The organism is Burkholderia sp. Ax-1720 (genome assembly GCF_011753035.1).
Lineage (GTDB): Bacteria > Pseudomonadota > Gammaproteobacteria > Burkholderiales > Burkholderiaceae > Burkholderia > Burkholderia gladioli.
This window is the reverse complement of record NZ_VWWK01000153.1, coordinates 1-16,824: the sequence shown is the minus strand read 5'-3', so window position 1 is coordinate 16,824 and position 16,824 is coordinate 1. Positions and strand designations below refer to the sequence as shown.

Genomic DNA, 16,824 nt, shown 5'->3' with positions numbered 1-16,824 from the left:
CCGGCTCCGCGCCGCCGCGCTCGCGCCTGCGCGTGGCACCGGCCTGGCTCGCGGTCGCCTTCGTGGCCGGCGCCTTCCTGTGCCGCGGCATCCTGCAGTTCGCGCCGGGCGCTGTCGGCCTCGACGCGCCGTTCGGCGCGGGCTCGACCCCGCGCACCTGGATCGCCGCGGCCGCCGGCTACCAGCAGCTCTATTCGCGCGACACGCTGGCCTCGGTGAACGCCGACCCGGCCGCGACGGCCAGCACGCTCGACGAGATCCGCCGGGTCGACGGCTTCGACATGACGATCCCCGACCTGCGCGCGGCCGGCCTCACGTTCAAGCGCGTGCAGCGGCTGCGCTTCGAGGGCCGCCCGCTGGTACAGATCGTCTACCTGCCCGAGCACGGCGCGCCGATCGCGCTGTGCGTGATGAAGGAGGCCAAGCCCGACCAGGCGATCGCCTCGCGCAGCATCGCGCAGATGGACGTGGTCAACTGGCGGCAATCGACGCTCGCCTACGCGCTGATCGGCCAGCCCGGCGACGCCGACCTGGCCCTGGTCGCGCAGCGCATCTCGGCGCCCGGCGCGGCGCCGCTCTATTCCGCGCTGCCGGCGGCGGCCCCGGCGCACGCCGGCTGAGGCACGGTACGAGACGGCGGGGCATCGGGCGTCGACGCGGCGCCCGATGCCCCGCTTTCGTTTACGTCCTGCTTTCGAATTCCTTTGATCAGTCCTGCGAAACAGAGCCCCGCTTACGTTCCTGACAAGCAAGGCGCCGCGCTCGCAACCCCCGGTAATACGAGCGTTCGACGCGGCCGCTGCGAGCCGCGCGAATCTATGCGCTAATGCATGAACCTGTCATGCACGCGCGGGCCGATCCGGCACCCAGACCTCGCGCGACGTGACCGATGCCAGCCCGAGGCGATGGAATAAACCCCCGGCCGCGCGCGTTATGCAAGGGAGCGGACGAGAACTGCGTCCGCCCGGCTCCCTCAACGCAAACGACCCACCGACCACACCATGAAACTGATCCCGCACCGCGCCCTGCTGATCGCCTCGCTGAGCCTCCTCGGCCTCGGCGCCTCGCTGTCCGCCCACGCCGACACGCTGGCCGTGCACGCCACGCTGAACGCCGCCTCCGAAGTGCCGCCCAAGCAAAGCGACGGCCACGGCACGCTGACCGGCAGCTACGACACCAGCACCAAGGTACTGAGCTGGCACGTGGTCTACTCGGACCTGACCGGCCCGGCCACCATGGCGCACTTCCACGGCCCGGCGCCGGTCGGCCAGAACGCCGGCGTGATGATCCCGATCGACATGAAGGACGTGCCGAGCCCGATCGACGGCCATGCCACGCTGAGCGCCACCCAGGAAGCCGGCCTGCTGGCCGGCAACTGGTACTTCAACGTGCACACGGCGAAGAACCCGGGCGGCGAGATCCGCGGCCAGGTTGCCGCCGACAAGCAGTAAGCCGGCCATGGCGACCGGCCGCCGCCGCGAGCGCGGCCCGGTCGCCCGGCCGCGACGCGCCCTGAACCGGCAGCGTCCCTGAACCCGGCCCCGACGTCCCCACCACGAGACCAGAACCGACATGAATTCACGTGCCCCGTCCCAGGCCAGCCCGGCCGCCGATGCGAGCCGCAGCGTGCCGCGCTACACGCGCACGGCCATGGTGCTGCACTGGCTGATCGCACTCGGCATCCTCTGCAACGTCGCGATCGCGCTGTCGGCCGACGCGATGCCCGATGCCTGGGTGCGGCCCGCGATCGATATCCACAAGTCGATCGGCATCACCGTGCTGGGCCTAGCGATCCTGCGCCTGCTGTGGCGCGTCTCGCATCGCCCGCCCTCGCTGCCGGCCTGGTTCCGCCGCTGGGAACTGCGCGCCGCGCATGTCGCCCATATCCTGCTCTACGTGCTGATGTTCACGCTACCGATCACCGGCTGGCTGCACGACTCGGCCTGGAACGGCGCGGCCACGCATCCGATGTCTCTCTACTACGTGATCCCCTGGTTCCGCCTCGGCTTCATCGAGAGCCTGCCGCCCGCCGTGAAGGATCACCTGCACGACCTGTTCGGCGCGATGCACACCTGGGCTGCCTACGCGCTGTACGTGGTGCTCGCCATGCATATCCTCGGCGCGCTCAAGCACGAGCTGTTCGATCGCGAGTCGGTCCTGCGCCGGATGCTGCCGTGAGCTGCCCTCCTTCCACCCTCGTCCGGGAGCCCCGCATGGACCGTCCGTCGAACCCGCCGCGGCGCCCCGCCGCCGGCAGCGGCAGCCACGGCACCGTCGCGGCCGCGCGCGAAGCGCTCGAGCAGGCCCGCACGCGCATGTCGCCGCGCCTCACGCCGCGCGGCACCACCCTGGCCAGCGTGCTGATCCACGGCACCGCGATCGCCGTATGGGTGCTGCTGCTCACGCGCGCCCTGGTGCCGGGCCTGGTGTCCTGGTCGGTGGGCATCGCCTACGTGATCTACGACACGCTGCTGCTGTCCTTCGTGGCCTTCAAGATCCTGCCGCTGGCCGGCCCGATCTCGCGCCTGCATGCGCCGGCCAGGCCCGCGCCCGGCGCTCGCCAGCCGAGCCTCGGCGTGGTGGTGGCCGCCTACAACGAGGCCAGCGTGATCAAGGTGACGCTCGACGGCCTGTTCTCGCAGAGCGAGCCGCTGCAGCAGATCATCTTTGCCGACGACGGCTCGAGCGACGACACGATCGGCGTGCTGACCCACCAATACGGGCTGGTGCAGGCCCCCGACGGCGAGCTGAGCGCGCCCAGCACGACCCACCCGAACCTGCGCTGGCTGCGCGTGCCGCACGGCGGCAAGGCCGCCGCGCTCAATGCCGCGCTGCTGCACATCGAGACCGACGCGGTGATGACGGTGGACGCCGACACGCGCCTGGCGCGCGACGCCTGCGCCGCGATGCGTCGCGCCTTCGCGGCCGAGCCGGCGCTGGTGGCCGCCACCGGCATCCTCACGCCGATCTGCGCGCGCACCCTGTCGGGCCGCTTCTTCCAGTGGTTCCAGACCTACGAGTACATCCGCAACTTCATCTCGCGCTTCGCCTGGATGCGCGCCGACAGCCTGCTGCTGATCTCGGGCGCGTTCGCCTGCTTCCGCCTCGACGCGCTGCTCAAGGTGGGCGGCTTCGACGGCGAGTGCCTCGTGGAGGACTACGAACTGATCCACCGGCTGCGCCGCTACGCGGTCGAGCACGGCGAGACCTGGCGCGTACGCGTGATCGGCGACGCCCATGCGCACACCGACGCGCCCGGCACGCTGCGCAGCTTCCTGCGCCAGCGCCGCCGCTGGTTCGCGGGCTTCCTGCAGACCCAGTACTGGAACCGCGACATGACCGGCAACCGCCGCTACGGCCAGCTCGGCATGCTGATGCTGCCGGTCAAGGCGCTCGACACGCTGCAGCCGATCTACGGCCTGACCGCCATCGCGCTGCTGTTCGTGTTCCTCGTCGAGCACCGCTTCCATGTGGCGCTGTCGATCTCGGGCGTGATCGCGGCCAAGATCGTGATCGACTTCGCCTTCCACCTCTGGTCGATCCATCTCTATCGCCGCTGGACCGGCTATCGCGAGCAATCGAGCCTGGCGATCGCCTTCGTCGCCTCGGTGCTGGAGCCCTTCAGCTTCCAGGTGCTGCGCCACACCGGCGCCGCGCTCGGCTGGGTGCACTTCCTGCGCGGCAACCAGCGCTGGGGCGCCCAGGAGCGCACCGGCCTGGTCGGCGACGGCAACTGAGCCCGCCGCGCTTCAGAGCGGCTTGATCATGAAGTAGCGCGAGGTGCCGGCCGGCTGGCAGGGCACCTCGCCGAACACGCGAAAGCCGTGCTTCTCGTAGAAGCGCGGCGCCTGGAACGAAATCGTGTAGAGCACGGCGTTGTCGCAGCCGCGCCGTCTCGCCTCCTCCTCGGCACGGGCCAGCAGCTCGCTGCCCACCCCGCCGCGCCGCAGCGTCTGCGGCAGATACAGCATGTCGATGAAGCACACGCCCAGCGAGGTGCGTCCCGACAGGCCGCCCAGCACTTCGCCGGTGGCCGGGTCGCTGACCACCAGGTCGAGCGGCGTGTTGTCGGGCTGTCCCGAATTGAGGTTGTTGTAGTCGTCGAGCTTGCGCGCGAGCAGCTCGCGCGCGGCCTCGTGCTTGCCCTCGGCGAGCTGGATCGAATAGGCGGCTTGGGTGGTCATCGGTTCGGGCGGATCGGTGGCGAAGCGGGCGCTGCAACAGCAAGCGCGGAAAAAAAGAGCGCACATGGTGCCACGGCGCGGCGGCCCTGCCTATGCCGCGCGCGCTCGATGCCGGCGTACCGTCGCCACCTCGACGGAATCGATGCAATCGCGCCGCCCTTGCCTGTCGTCGCGAACCGCCGGCCGCTCAGGCCGACAAGCTCAGCAGCCCCGGCGCGCAATCGAAGTCGAGCGCGCGCGTCGCCTCGCTCATGTAGTCGACGAACACGCGGATCCGCGTGGGCAGGTGCTTGCGGCTCGGATAGCAGAGATAGTGGCCGCGATCCTCGTCGGCGAAGGCGCCCAGGCAGGCCAGCAGCCGTCCCTCGCGCAAGGCCTCGCAGGCCAGGTAGGCCGGCAGTTGCGCCAGCCCCTCGCCGTCCAGGGCCGCCTGCATCGCCAGCTCGGGATCGTTGAAGCCGTGGCGCGCCTCGGGCACGACGCGACGCACGCCGCCCTCGGCGCGAAACGTCCAGGCTTCGACCGAACCCGCCGCGCCGCGCAGGCCGATGCAGCGATGCGCGGCGAGCTCGCCGAGATCGCGCGGCAGGCCGTGGCGGCTCGCATAAGCGGGCGAGGCGCAGACCAGCAGGCGCATCGGCATCAGCCGCCGGGCGATCAGCTGGCTGTCCTCCAGGATGCCGTCGCGAAACGCCACGTCGATGCGCCCGGCGGCGAAATCGGGCGGCCCGTCGTGCAGCAGCAGGTCGAGCGCGATCTCGGGATAGCGCTCGCGAAAGCCGCGCAGCAGCGGCGCCACCACGCGCCGGCCGAAGCCGCTGGCCGCGCGCACGCGCAAGGCGCCGCGCGGCGGCCCGCTGCGCAGCTCGCGCATCTCGTCGAGCGCCTGTGCGATCTGCTCGATGCCAGGGCGGCAATGCTCGTAGAACAACTGCCCCTCGCGCGTGAGCTGGGTGCAGCGCGTGGTGCGCAGCAGCAGGCGCGCGTCGAGCTGGGCCTCGAGCTTCTGCACGTTGCGGCTGACCGCCGAGCGGCCGATGCCGAGCCGCTCGCCGGCCTTCGCGAAACTCCCTTCGGCCGCCACCGCGAGGAAGGCGATCACGCCCGTGTAGCTGGTGGCGAAGCTGGCGGCGAAAACGTCGTCGCCGCCCGGGCGGGCGGCGGCGCGATGATCGGGAAACAGGGACATGGCGGGCTCGAACAGAGTTGCGGATCACCACAAGACGTCCGGCGCGCGCATGTTGTGACAGCGTTTCGCGTTTTTTCACCGGGCCGCCTGCGCGACCCGGCAAGCCCGCTCAGGACAGGTTCGCCTTGTCGAGCCCATAGGCCTTGTCGGCCGAGCCGGGCACGGTGCGAAAGCCGACGTTGAGACGGTTCCAGGCATTGATCGCCATCACCGCGAAGCTCAGGTCCGACAATTCCGCCTCGGAGAACTGCGTGCGCACGCGCTCGTAGATCTCGTCGGGCACGCCCTGCTCGGGCAGGCGCGTGAGCACCTCGGTCCAGGCCAGCGCGGCCCGCTCGCGCGGCGCGAACAGCGTCGACTCGCGCCAGATCGCCAGGTGGTGCAGGCGCAGCGCGCGCTCGCCATGCAGGCTCGCTTCCTTGACGTGCATGTCGACACAGAAGCCGCAGCCGTTCAGTTGCGAGGCGCGGATCGAGACGAGATCGAGGATGGTTCGCTCGATCGTGCTGTCGTGCAGCAGGTTGCTGAACTCGATCAGCTTGTGGAACAGCTTGGAGGATTGGCGCGAGGCGTCGATACGTTGGGACATGAGGGCACTCCATGATGGGTGGATGGCGGTCGCGCGGCGCCGGCCCGATCGCCGGATCCGGCCGCGCGCCGGACTGAACCCATGCTAGGAGCGAGCGATCAAGCGCGGAAGCCGCGCGGCGGGCTCACGCCGTTGCCGCGCGCGCACCAATCGCCGTGCCTTGATCGCCGTGCCTTGATCGCCGTACATCAATCGCCGCGCATCGATCGCCGCGCATCAGGAAGCCGGCGCCCAGCCGTCGCCGCCGACGGCCTCGCCGCGCGCGGCGGCGATCCGCGCCAGCTTGTCGGGATTGCGCTGCACCAGGATGCGCCGGATGCGTTCGCCGTCGGTCTCGTAGGTCTGCGCCGATTCGAGCCGGCCGTCGATGAAGCGCAGCAGCGCCCACTGGCCGTTGAGCACGGCGAGCTCGGCGCGCACCGCGCCCGGGAAGCGTCGCGCGCCCGCGTAGAAAAGCTGCGCGATGCGCCGAGCGCCCACCATCGGCCAGGGAAAGCTCGGCACCCGGCCGCCGCCGTCGCCGATCAGCACCGCATCCTCGGCCAGCAGCGCCTGCAGCGTCGCGAAATCGCCGCTCTCGAGCGCGCGCGCGAAACCCGCCAGCAACTGCCGATGCCGCGCCGGCGAGACGGCGAAGCGCGGCCGCGCCTCGCGCAACTGCGTGCGGGCACGGCTCACCAACTGGCGGCAGGCCGCCTCGCTCTTGCCGATCGCGCTGGCCACCTCGTCGTAGCCGGCGTCGAACACCTCGCGCAGCAGGAAGGCCGCGCGCGCCTCCGGCGTCAGGCGTTCGAGCAGCATCAGGAAGGCCACCGAGAGATCGTCGGCACGCTCGGCGAGCTGGTCGGGCGTGGCCGGCGCCTCGGACAGCGCGGGCTCGGGCAGCCAGAAGCCGCTGTAGTGCTCGCGCTGAACCTTGGCCGCGCGCAGCCGGTCGATCGCGATGCGGGTGGTGACCGACACCAGCCAGGCCTCGGCATTGTCGATCTCCTCGCGATTCGCGCCGTGCCAGCGCAGCCAGGCGTCCTGCACCACGTCCTCGGCCTCGGCGACCGAGGCCAGCATGCGATAGGCGATGCCGTGCAGGCGCGGACGCAGGCTGTCGAAGCGGCGTATCGCGTCGCGGGCGTTGCCGGCTTCGTCGCTGTCGCTGCCGTCGTCGGAGGCGGGATCGTTCGCGGCGGCTGGGGTTCGAATCATGATGGTCGGCCCGTGGAGAGGGGGCGGGATCGAGACATCGCCGCCTCCCGGCCCGGGCGGGAGCGCGGCGGACACGGCCCGCACGGCCGTGTCCTTCGCCAGACGTTCGAGGCGACCCGTTTGTGACGGCCGCCGTCGAATTTTTCGCGCGCTGCCCGGTTTGCGTCGGGTTTGCGCCCGAATCTCGCTAAGTCAGCGCTAAGTCAGCGCTCAACCGGCGCTCAACCGGCGATGCTGCAGCGATGATCCTGCATCTCCTCGGCCGGCACGCCGAGCAGCGCATTGCCCGTGGCCGCCAGCACCAGGAAGCGTCGCGCATCGAGCTTGACCAGCGCCACGCCGGTATAGGCCAGCGGCTCGTGCTCGGCGGCCAGCTTCTCGCGCACCAGGGCGAAGGGATCGGTATGCGCCAGTTCGGCCGCGTCGATCTTCCTGGCCATGTAGCTGTGCCAGCCGATGCGCCCCGGCAGCGCGAACCAGCCATCGCCCAGCTTGCCGGCTTCGAGCGTGTCGAGCATCGCGCGCACCTTCGGCTCGAGACAGGAGATATGGATATGCAGCTGGTTCTGCGTGCGCGCGTTCTCGGCATTCACGGTCAGCGCGATGTCGGTCTCGCGCAGCGGCTTGCCGAGCTTCTCGGCCAGCAGCGCGCGCGCCTGCCAGGCGTACCAGAAGTAGTTGGGCGTGCCGGGCGCGGCCAGGCGGGGATCCTCGATGCCGGTGATGCGCTCGCTCGGCAGCAGCAGGTATTGATAGGGATCGCGGTCGACCTTGTAGAGCACGTAGCCGTGCGCGGTATCGACGAAGGCGCAGGGGCTGTAGCTTTCGCGGGCCTGGTAGTTCGGCAGGCACTGGCCGCTGATGCGCTTCCAGAGGATGTCGTGATCGACGGCCAGCGCCTCGCGCGCGGCCAGCAGCATGGCGAGGATGGGTAGCAGACGCAGGCAGGAACGGAACGAGACGCGCATGGTTCGGGGCGGAAGCGGATCGAAGGCCGCGCGCGATGGCTCGCGCGCGGGGACGGCCCGGCGATTGTCCATCGTCGCGTCGCGCGCGACAAGCGCCGGCGCGGGCCGCTTCGCCCCGCGAAACGCCGGCACGGCGCTCGCCGGGGCAGGCGCCGCCCTGCCCGCTACCTCAGCGCGCCGAGCTCGCGCTCAGCCGCACCGAGCGATAGGTCTCGCGGCGCTGCGGATGGGTCAGCACGATCTGCCAGAGCTGCCCCTGGCGCGAGCGGAAGAAGCCCGCGCAGCAGAGCAGGTAGTACTTGAACATGCGATAGAAGCGCAGGTCGTAGCCCGACTTCAGGCTCGGCCAGGCCGCATCGAAACGCGCCCACCAGGCCATCAGCGTGCGGTCGTAGTCGGGGCCGAAGTTGTGCCAGTCCTCGATCAGGAAGCGCCCGTCCACCGCCTCGACGATCTGCCCCGGCGCCGGCAGCTTGCCGTTGGGGAACACATAGCGGTCGATCCAGGGATCGGTGCCGGCCGACTCGCTGGCGATGCCGATCGAATGCAGCACGAAGATGCCCTCGGGCGCCAGCAACCGCCTGGCGGTATCGAAGTAGGTGCGATAGTTCTTCGGGCCGACGTGCTCGAACATGCCGACCGAGACGATCTTGTCGAAGCTGCCCTGCAGCTCGCGATAGTCCTGCAGCAGCAGCGTGACGGGCAGCCCGCGGCAGCGCTCCTGCGCCAGCGCCAGTTGCTCCTTGGAGACGGTCACGCCGGTCACCTTCACGCCGTAGCGCTCGGCCGCGAACTTGGCCAGGCCCCCCCAGCCGCAGCCGATGTCGAGCAGGGTCTCGCCGGGTTTCAACTGCAGCTTGCGGCACAGCATGTCGAGCTTGTCGAACTGCGCCTGCTCGAGATCGGTGGCGTGTTCCCAGTAGCCGCACGAATAGATCATGCGCGAATCGAGCATGGCCTCGAACACGTCGTTGCCGGCGTCGTAGTGCTGCTCGCCCACCTGGAACGCGCGGCTTCTCGACTGCAGGTTGAACAGGCGATGCCGCAGGTGCTCGTAGCCGAGCCGCAGCTTGGCCATGCCGAGCGCCGCCATGTCGATATCGGTGAGCAGCAGCCTGGTGAACAGCTCGTCGAGCCGCTCGCAATCCCACAGCCCGTCCATGTAGGCTTCGCCGAAGCCCAGCGACCAGCTCGAGAAGATGCGCCGATAGACCTCGCGGTCGTGCACCTGGATGTCCCAGGCGCGCTTGCCGCCGATCTCGACGTCGGCTGCCCTCAGCAGCGAAACCAGCGCCGCGGGCGCCGCGCCCGCCTGCCGGGAAGTCCCGTGTTCGGATTGGCCGGGGATGGAAGGTTCGGGTGTCATGCCGGCTGGTTCTCCAGTTCGAGGGTCGTGCGCCGCCAGGATTGCGCGGTCTCTTGTCGGGTCAGCACTATCGCCGGAACGCCGCCGGCCTGTGAAATTCAATATTCGAATGGACCCGATAGCCTGAACCCGCGGGCAGGCCCTCGCCCGCTACCGGCATCCCCCGCCTGTCTCGCCGCGCCCCGTGTCCGGAATGCACGTGAAATGGCAGCAATCGTCGCGCGGTTTTTATTGAGATTAGCTATTGAACAAGGGAAACTGATTGCGTTTTCCATGGGCTTCGATGCGTCTCGCGCCGCGCTGCAAATACGATAGCCGATCCGCGCCGAAACTGCCGCGAAGCGCCGCGCGCCTGCCGGGACCATCTCTGCACGCCGCGGCGGCTTCGCCCAGAATCCGCTGCGCGCATCGCCCGCCGCGAGGCGCGATGCGCGAGACCCGCCACGGAACACCTGCCCTCGCGCGATGCAGCCCGCTGCCGCGCCGGCAGCGCGTCGTGCCGAACCGATCGGCGCGCGCTCCCCACACTCAAGCTCAGGAGAAGTTTCATGTCCGACAAGACGACCCCGACCTACCTGACCCACGCGGCCGGCGCCCCGGTCAGCGACAACCTCAACATCCAGACCGCCGGCCCGCGCGGCCCGGCCCTGCTGCAGGACGTCTGGCTGATCGAGAAGCTCGCGCACTTCGACCGCGAGGTGATCCCCGAGCGGCGCATGCACGCCAAGGGCGCGGGCGCGCACGGCAGCTTCACGGTCACGCACGACATCACGCGCTACAGCAAGGCGAGGATCTTCTCGGAGATCGGCAAGCAAACGCCGATGTTCGCGCGCTTCTCGACGGTGGCGGGCGAGCGCGGCGCGGCCGATGCCGAGCGCGACATCCGCGGCTTCGCGCTGAAGTTCTACACCGAGGAAGGCAACTGGGACGTGGTGGGCAACAACACGCCGGTGTTCTTCTTCCGCGATCCGCTGCGGTTCCCGGACCTCAACCACGCGATCAAGCGCGATCCGCGCACCGGCATGCGCAGCGCCGACAGCAACTGGGATTTCTGGTCGCTGCTGCCCGAGGCGCTGCACCAGGTCACCATCGTGATGAGCGAGCGCGGCCTGCCGCGCAGCTTCCGCCACATGCACGGCTTCGGCAGCCACACCTACAGCTTCATCAACGAGGCCAACGAGCGCAGCTGGGTGAAGTTCCACTTCCGCAGCCAGCAGGGCATCGAGAACCTGACCGACGCCGAGGCCGAGCAACTGGTGGGCAAGGATCGCGAATCGCACCAGCGCGACCTGTACCAGAGCATCGAGCGCGGCGAGTTCCCGCGCTGGACGCTGTTCATCCAGGTGATGACGGACGCGCAGGCCAAGGCCTTCCCGTTCAACCCGTTCGACCTGACCAAGGTCTGGCCGAAGGGCGATTTCCCGCTGATCGAGGTGGGCTACTTCGAGCTGAACCGCAACCCCGAGAACTTCTTCGCCGAAACCGAGCAGGCCGCCTTCTCGCCCTCGAACATCGTGCCGGGGATCGGCTACTCGCCCGACAAGATGCTGCAGGCGCGGCTGTTCTCCTACCCGGACGCGCAGCGCTACCGGCTCGGCGTGAACTTCAACCACATCCCGGTGAACGCGCCGAAGTGCCCGTTCCACAGCTATCACCGCGACGGCGCGATGCGCACCGACGGCAACCTCGGCGGCACGCCCTCGTACTGGCCGAACAGCAAGGGCGAGTGGACCGACCAGCCCCAGTTGAACGAGCCGCCGCTGGCGATCGACGGCGCGGCCGCGCATTGGGATCATCGCGTCGACGAGGATCACTACCAGCAGCCGGGCAACCTGTTCCGCATGATGAACGAGGCGCAGAAGCAGGCGCTGTTCGACAACACGGCGCGGGCGATGGGCGACGCGCGCGAGGAGGTCAAGCAGCGCCACGTGGAGAACTGCGCGAAGGCCGATCCGGCCTATGGCGCGGGGGTGGCCGCGGCGCTGGCGAAGCTGGCGGCGGCCAAGTAAGGACGCGGCCGGCGCCGGTCAGGCCGCCGGCGCCGGGCCGATGCCCGAAGCCGGCGGCTCGGCGCCATGCGGTTCGATCGCCGCGCTTACGTGAGCGAGGCCGGGTCGAAGATCACCAGCCGGCCGTCTTCATGAAGCCCGCAAGGCCAGCCGCCCAGCCGATAAGCCTGCCCTGCCCCGTCGAGCCAGGGCTCGGCCGGCAAATCCAGCCAACGATGGATCGCGAGGGTCGCCAGTACGAACATCGCATCCTCGCGCGCCTCGGACCAACGGAAATCGTCGCGCGGCGTGTTGCTGCCGGCAAGCCTTCGCTTGCGATGCTCGATGCGCTCGCCGGCCTGGCGGCGCTGGCATTCCAGCATCCATCGCTCGACGAAACCTTGGGCAGCATCGAAGCGCGGGTGCCGACGCAGGTGGGCCCGGCATTGCTCGATGGCATCGAGCCAGACGCGATAGCCTTCCGGCAAAGACTGCTCGAACGCAAGCAGCAAGGCCAGATCCAGATCGGCAGTCACGATCGCGCCTGCCACGGCTGCGTCCGGCAGCCCCGCGAACAGCGTGTCGGACGCGAGCAGCCGCAATACCTCGACGGCCTCGTCCGCGCTCACTGGTCCGAGTAGTCGAACACGCCGAGGAACAGCGGATCCTCGTCGATCTTGCGCGTGACGACCTTGGGATCGTAGGCGAAATCGTATTGCACCAACACGCTTCGGGCCTGCGTGATGCCGCGCGCCGCGGCCGCCGCCAACACCGCGTCGCGATACGAATCGGCATAGGACAAATCGGCGAGCAGGTCGCCGATATCGCTCATCTGGAAATCGAAATGATTGTTTTCCTGATCGCTCAGGCGGTAGTAGCCGACCCCGCACAAGTCCTGCAAGGTATCGATGTCGGTATCGCCGCTGCGATCCAGCATGCCGAGCCAGACCGACAGCACGCCCTTCTTCTCGAAGTTCTGCGTGTAGAAATCCTCGTCCTCGGAATAATCGCGCGATGCCATGGTTCAGGCTCTCCTATTGATGAAAACCCGACGGCAGCGCATCGTAGCCGCCGGTGATCCATTTGTCGGCCCACGGCCGGATGTTCTGCTTGAAATCCGACAGGCTGCTCGAGTTCTGGATGATCGACTGGAGCTGATTATGGACCATCTTCGAGCCCGGAGCCTTCGAGTTCGGCAACCCGGTCGAGTGCTTCCAGCCGTTCGCGAGGCCGCCCTCGTTGAGGTCCGAAATCGGGATCGCGAAGTCCTCCTGCACCTGCTTCGCACTCACGTCCCACTGCTTCCATTGCGGCGCCTCGGCCACCATCAGCATCTCGTGATTGCCACCCGCGCCGCGCAATCCCGATTCGATCTTGGCGCGCAGGGCCGGCTGCTCGTACATCGTCGAGATCTCCTCCGGCGTGCGCGCGTCGAACCATTCGTTGAACTTGCCGCTGGCGAAGGTCGGGATGTCCTTGGCCGTGACCTTGTTGACGTCGAACTCCTCGCAGCCGGACAGCCCGAGCGGATCGATGCGCCCGGTCGGATTCTCGACGTAGCCCTGGGTGCGCAAGCCGCCCGCCAGGCCAAGCGGATCGGGACTCAGGTACTGGCCCGAGTCGGGATCGTAGTAGCGGTTCAGGTTGTAGCTGAGCCCCGATTCCTGGTCGGCCCATTGCCCCGGGAAACGCAGCGTGGTGTCGAGCGTGCCGGCCTCGTCGTTGGCCGCCGGCCTGTCCAGCAGCCGCCCCCACAGCGAATGCGCCCCCTTCCAGACACGTTCGCCGCGCGCATCGAAGATCGCCTTCGGCATGCCGACCTGGTCGGTCAGCATCGGATACAGGCCGTCGTCGGTTTCCTGCGCGAGCGGACGGAAACTGCCCGGGTCGATGTGCCAGGTCACCACCTCGCCGGTGGTGCCGTCGCGCAGTTCGGTCCAGCGCTCGGCCAGTGCCGGGCCGTCCCAGAGATAACGCGTGCTCTCGCGTGCTCCCACCCGGCGCTTGTCGACGCGCCGGTTGAAAGCGTCGTAGCGATAGGTCCACACGCCGTGCTCGGGCGTGCTCAGCTTGACCAGGCGATTCAGACCATCCCAGTCGTACCGCCAGGTCCTGGGCCGGAAGCCCGGCCGCTCGACGGTCTTCTCGATCGCGCGACCTCGTGCGTCGTAGCGCCAGCGCGCGTAGCCGACGCGCTCCGGCAGGCCGCCGGGCGCATGGCGATGCGCCTCGCCGGTGTCCTGCTCGCCGTGCGCGCCCAGGTTCATCGCCGCGTCGTAGCCATAGCGCTCGGCCGGCTGCCGCGCCGCGTCGACAGCGGTGACCTGGCCGCGCACGTCGCGCCGGTAGTCGATCGTATCGGCCTCGGTGTCGATGCCGGCCAGATCGCCTGCCGCATCGTAGCGATAGACCTGGCGCGTCAGCTGCTCGATCGCGCCGGCCGGATCGGTCTGCAGCATCGCCAGCAGATCCTCGGGGCCGGCCACCTGCTTGCGGATGCGCCCGCAGACGTCGTATTCGACGCGCGCGACGAAGGCCCCGGCGTGCCGGGCGATCTCGCGTCCGAGCCCGTCTCGCTCGATCTCGAGGCCGCCGACGCGCGTCAGCGCGCCGAGCGGGTCATAGGCGTAGACCGTCTCGCGGGTCGGCGTGGCGCGCAGGCAGCGGCGCCCCGACTCGTCGTAGACATGGCGCAGCAAGTCGCCATGCTGGTCCTCGCCGATCAGGCGGCCATGCGCGTCGTAGGCGAAGCGCGTCAGGTGCGGGTGCTCGCCCTGCACCTCGGCCGAGGCGAGCCGCCCGCCGGCGTCGTAGCGATAGACGATGCGGACATCGCCCGCGTCGATGGCGGTGATGCGGTCGAGCGCGTCGTAGCTGTAGCGCCATTCGGCGCCATCCGGCAGGCCGCGCGCCAGCAGGCGGCCGGCCGCGTCGCGCCGATACCGCGTGAGACGCCCTCCCCAGTCGATTTCCGAGCGTAGCCGGCCCGCCGCGTCGTAGTCGTAGGTCCAGGTTTCGCCCAGCGGATTGGTGACGCGGCTCAGGCAGGTGCGATGATCGTATTCGTAGCGCGTTTCCTGGCCGGCCGCGTCGATGCTGGCCGTCAGCAGGTCGAACGGCCCGTAGCGGCGCCGGATCACGCGGCCCAGCGGATCGACCTGCTCGATCGCCAGGCCCTCGCTGTTGTAACGCGCGCTCAGCACCGAGCCGTCGGCTCGCGTCACGGCGCGCAGCAGGCCGCGCGGGTTGTCGGGGCCCGGCGTGTAGTCGAAGCGCGTGAGCTGTCCATCGGGCGAGGTTTCGGCAAGCAGGCGCCCGAACACGTCGACCTCGCGGCGAAACCTCGCGCCGCTCGCCAGCACCACCTCGCTGGGCCGCAGGCGCGCGTCGTAGTCGAAGCGCGTCTCGGCCGCGCCGCGAACCACCCGCAGCAGCTCGCCGCGCGAACCATAGCGATATTGCGTGCGGGTGCCGTCGGGCTCGGTGCGCTCGATCAGGCGGCGCAGGTGATCGTATTCGAGCCGAATGCGCCCGCCCGAAGGCAGCACCACCGCCACCAGCCGCTGCTCCTCGTCGTGCTCGAAGGCCATCGCACGGCCGCTCGCCTCGATCACGCCGACCAGTTGCCCCCGCGCGTCGTAGCGATAGTCGGTGCGCCGCCCGAGCGGATCGATGCGCGCGCTCAAGCGACCGAGCTCCCACTCGTAGCGCTCGGTGGCGCCGAGCGCATTGCAGTGCGCGACCACCAGGCCGTCGGCGTCGTGGTCGTAGATCGACTCGCCGTCGGCATCGATCACGCGGGTGCGTCCCGGCTCGTAGACGAAGCGCCCGCCGTGGTAGCCCTCGCGCGTGCCGGTCTCGATCACGCGGCCGTCGCGATCGTAGCGATAGTGAACCTCGGTCTGGTCGGTATCGCGCCAGCGCGTCATCCAGCCGTTGTCGTCGTAGTCGTAGCGGAACCCGCCGAACTGGCGGCTCGCGACCTCCACCAGACGTCCGCCCTGGTGGACATAGTCCACCAGCCGATGGACGATGCCATCCGCGTCGTGCAGCACGATCGCGAGCGGGTGCCGCTGCTCGCCGTGATAATGCAATGCGACGCGATAGCCATCGCTGTGCGCGAGTTCGGCAAGCCGGCCCTGCTCGTCGTAGCCGAAGCGGATCGCGTTGCCGTCGAGATCCTCGATGCGTTCCAGTCGTGCCGTGCCCACCTCCGCCAGCTCGGCGAAGATCAGCAGCCGTCGCGTGTCGCGATCGAGAATGCGCGGCTCGGCGCAACTGCCGACCAGACGATAGCGCGGCTCGCGCAAATTGATGCCGTCGAAGGCGCTGGCCGGCGCATCGAAGCCGAGCACCAGCCCGGCTCCGTCATGGAAGCGCACCACGCGGCCGTCGCGAGTCAGCCGTTGCGACCAGTTGTCGGTCCAGCGTTCGCCGAGCAGGCCGTGCCCGGTCGCGCGGGTGCGATAGCGTCGCGCCAGTTCGAGGGGCAGCACGCCGGGGATGTAGAGATCGCGGCGGCGCTCCACCAGCTCGCCGCTCGCCACGTCGACCGGATCCTTCTCGCAGGTGCGCTTGTTCTCGTCGACGCCGGTCTGCTCCACCGATTCGGTCGAACTCGGCCGAAAGCGCTCGCCCACCATATGCCCGAGCTTCGCGCCGATCAGGCCGCCCAGCAGCCCGGCCAGGAATTCCTGGCCGGCCGTCAGCTCCGGGTTCTTCGGGCCGTATTGCCCGGTGGTCTTGTCGATCCAGATGCTGTTGCGCCCCGAGTTGACCTTGCCGCTGCAATGCGTCTCGTGGCCGATCCGCACCAGCGGCAGGCCGTTGACGAAGATCGTCTTGCTGCCCTCGACCAGCGGCTCGGGCGCGCCCGAGTGATGCTCGCACTGCACCAGGTCGCTCACGCGCGCGACCTTCTTCTTCTCGAAGTAGACGGTGCGCGAGCCGGTCATGATCTTGCCGCAGTTGCTGCCCATGCTCTGGCTGGCCTGCGCGAGCGCGCTGCCCAGGCTCAGGCCGCCGGCCATCACGCAGCCAATGATCAGCGCGCCGGCCAGCCCGCCGGTGACGACCGTGGCGGCGATCGCCGCGCCGATCGCGACGCCCACCGCGAGCCCGACCATCATTCCCCAGAAGCCCGAGGAATGGGCGATGTCATCGCCAACACAGGCCGGGTGCGGGTCGCCCCGGCCGATGGTGAGCCCGAGCGCGTCGCCGAGCCGGGTGAAGCCGCTGGCCATCGCGCCCGTCACGCCGACCTTCTCCAGCAGCATCGCGCCGCCCAGCGCGATCACCGCGGGCGCCGCGGCCAGCGCGCCGGCACCGAGCGCGGCCGCG

The 16,824-nt window shown here is 69.5% G+C and carries 14 protein-coding genes; 5 read left to right on the top strand and 9 right to left on the bottom strand.

Going from position 1 to position 16,824, the window contains the following annotated elements; genetic code table 11:
• The 4 genes from F3J18_RS28840 to F3J18_RS28825 form a co-directional block, all read left to right on the top strand.
• A partial coding sequence (locus tag F3J18_RS28840; RefSeq protein WP_166915553.1) for an anti-sigma factor occupies positions 1-620 on the top strand: 620 nt, incomplete at its 5' end.
• Positions 621-1,001: 381 nt separating this feature from the next.
• Positions 1,002-1,451 carry a CHRD domain-containing protein gene (locus tag F3J18_RS28835; protein WP_013697258.1) on the top strand — a complete coding sequence of 150 codons (450 nt, stop codon included), beginning with the start codon at positions 1,002-1,004 and terminating at the stop codon, positions 1,449-1,451.
• Positions 1,452-1,572: 121 nt separating this feature from the next.
• Positions 1,573-2,178 carry a cytochrome b gene (locus F3J18_RS28830; protein ID WP_025099678.1) on the top strand — a complete coding sequence of 202 codons (606 nt, stop codon included), beginning with the start codon at positions 1,573-1,575 and terminating at the stop codon, positions 2,176-2,178.
• A gap of 137 nt (positions 2,179-2,315) precedes the next feature.
• Positions 2,316-3,737: a glycosyltransferase gene (locus F3J18_RS28825; RefSeq protein WP_166915557.1), complete on the top strand. Its 1,422-nt coding sequence runs from the start codon at positions 2,316-2,318 to the stop codon at positions 3,735-3,737.
• Between the two features lie 12 nt (positions 3,738-3,749).
• On the opposite strand, the gene F3J18_RS28820 is transcribed toward F3J18_RS28825, so the two are convergent.
• The 6 genes from F3J18_RS28820 to cfa form a co-directional block, all read right to left on the bottom strand.
• Positions 3,750-4,184, bottom strand: coding sequence for a GNAT family N-acetyltransferase (locus F3J18_RS28820; protein ID WP_166915551.1), 435 nt, complete (start codon positions 4,182-4,184; stop codon positions 3,750-3,752).
• 187 nt (positions 4,185-4,371) lie between these two features.
• A complete protein-coding gene (locus tag F3J18_RS28815) occupies positions 4,372-5,373 on the bottom strand; it encodes a LysR family transcriptional regulator (RefSeq protein WP_025099675.1) in 1,002 nt (333 codons plus the stop codon).
• 109 nt (positions 5,374-5,482) lie between these two features.
• Entirely contained in the window at positions 5,483-5,962 is a 480-nt protein-coding gene (locus tag F3J18_RS28810; RefSeq protein ID WP_025099674.1) for a carboxymuconolactone decarboxylase family protein, read from the bottom strand.
• Between the two features lie 216 nt (positions 5,963-6,178).
• Positions 6,179-7,162 (bottom strand): RNA polymerase sigma-70 factor, encoded by a 984-nt coding sequence (locus F3J18_RS28805; protein ID WP_205195607.1) that lies wholly within the window; start codon positions 7,160-7,162, stop codon positions 6,179-6,181.
• Positions 7,163-7,383: 221 nt separating this feature from the next.
• Entirely contained in the window at positions 7,384-8,130 is a 747-nt protein-coding gene (locus F3J18_RS28800) for a CDP-diacylglycerol diphosphatase (protein ID WP_166915549.1), read from the bottom strand.
• Positions 8,131-8,299: 169 nt separating this feature from the next.
• A complete protein-coding gene (gene cfa / locus F3J18_RS28795) occupies positions 8,300-9,496 on the bottom strand; it encodes a cyclopropane fatty acyl phospholipid synthase (protein ID WP_166915547.1) in 1,197 nt (398 codons plus the stop codon).
• Between the two features lie 548 nt (positions 9,497-10,044).
• Here cfa and F3J18_RS28790 point away from each other — a divergent pair.
• Positions 10,045-11,505, top strand: coding sequence for a catalase (locus tag F3J18_RS28790; RefSeq protein ID WP_166915545.1), 1,461 nt, complete (start codon positions 10,045-10,047; stop codon positions 11,503-11,505).
• A gap of 86 nt (positions 11,506-11,591) precedes the next feature.
• Here the strand turns inward: F3J18_RS28790 and F3J18_RS28785 are convergent, their stop codons facing one another.
• The 3 genes from F3J18_RS28785 to F3J18_RS28775 all read right to left on the bottom strand — a co-directional run.
• Positions 11,592-12,113 (bottom strand): hypothetical protein, encoded by a 522-nt coding sequence (locus tag F3J18_RS28785; protein WP_166915544.1) that lies wholly within the window; start codon positions 12,111-12,113, stop codon positions 11,592-11,594.
• Positions 12,110-12,505 carry a hypothetical protein gene (locus tag F3J18_RS28780; RefSeq protein ID WP_025099668.1) on the bottom strand — a complete coding sequence of 132 codons (396 nt, stop codon included), beginning with the start codon at positions 12,503-12,505 and terminating at the stop codon, positions 12,110-12,112. Before F3J18_RS28780 ends, F3J18_RS28785 begins: the two co-directional genes overlap by 4 nt.
• A 13-nt stretch (positions 12,506-12,518) precedes the next feature.
• Positions 12,519-16,824: RHS repeat-associated core domain-containing protein (locus tag F3J18_RS28775; RefSeq protein ID WP_166915542.1), on the bottom strand; the 4,306-nt coding region annotated here is incomplete at its 5' end.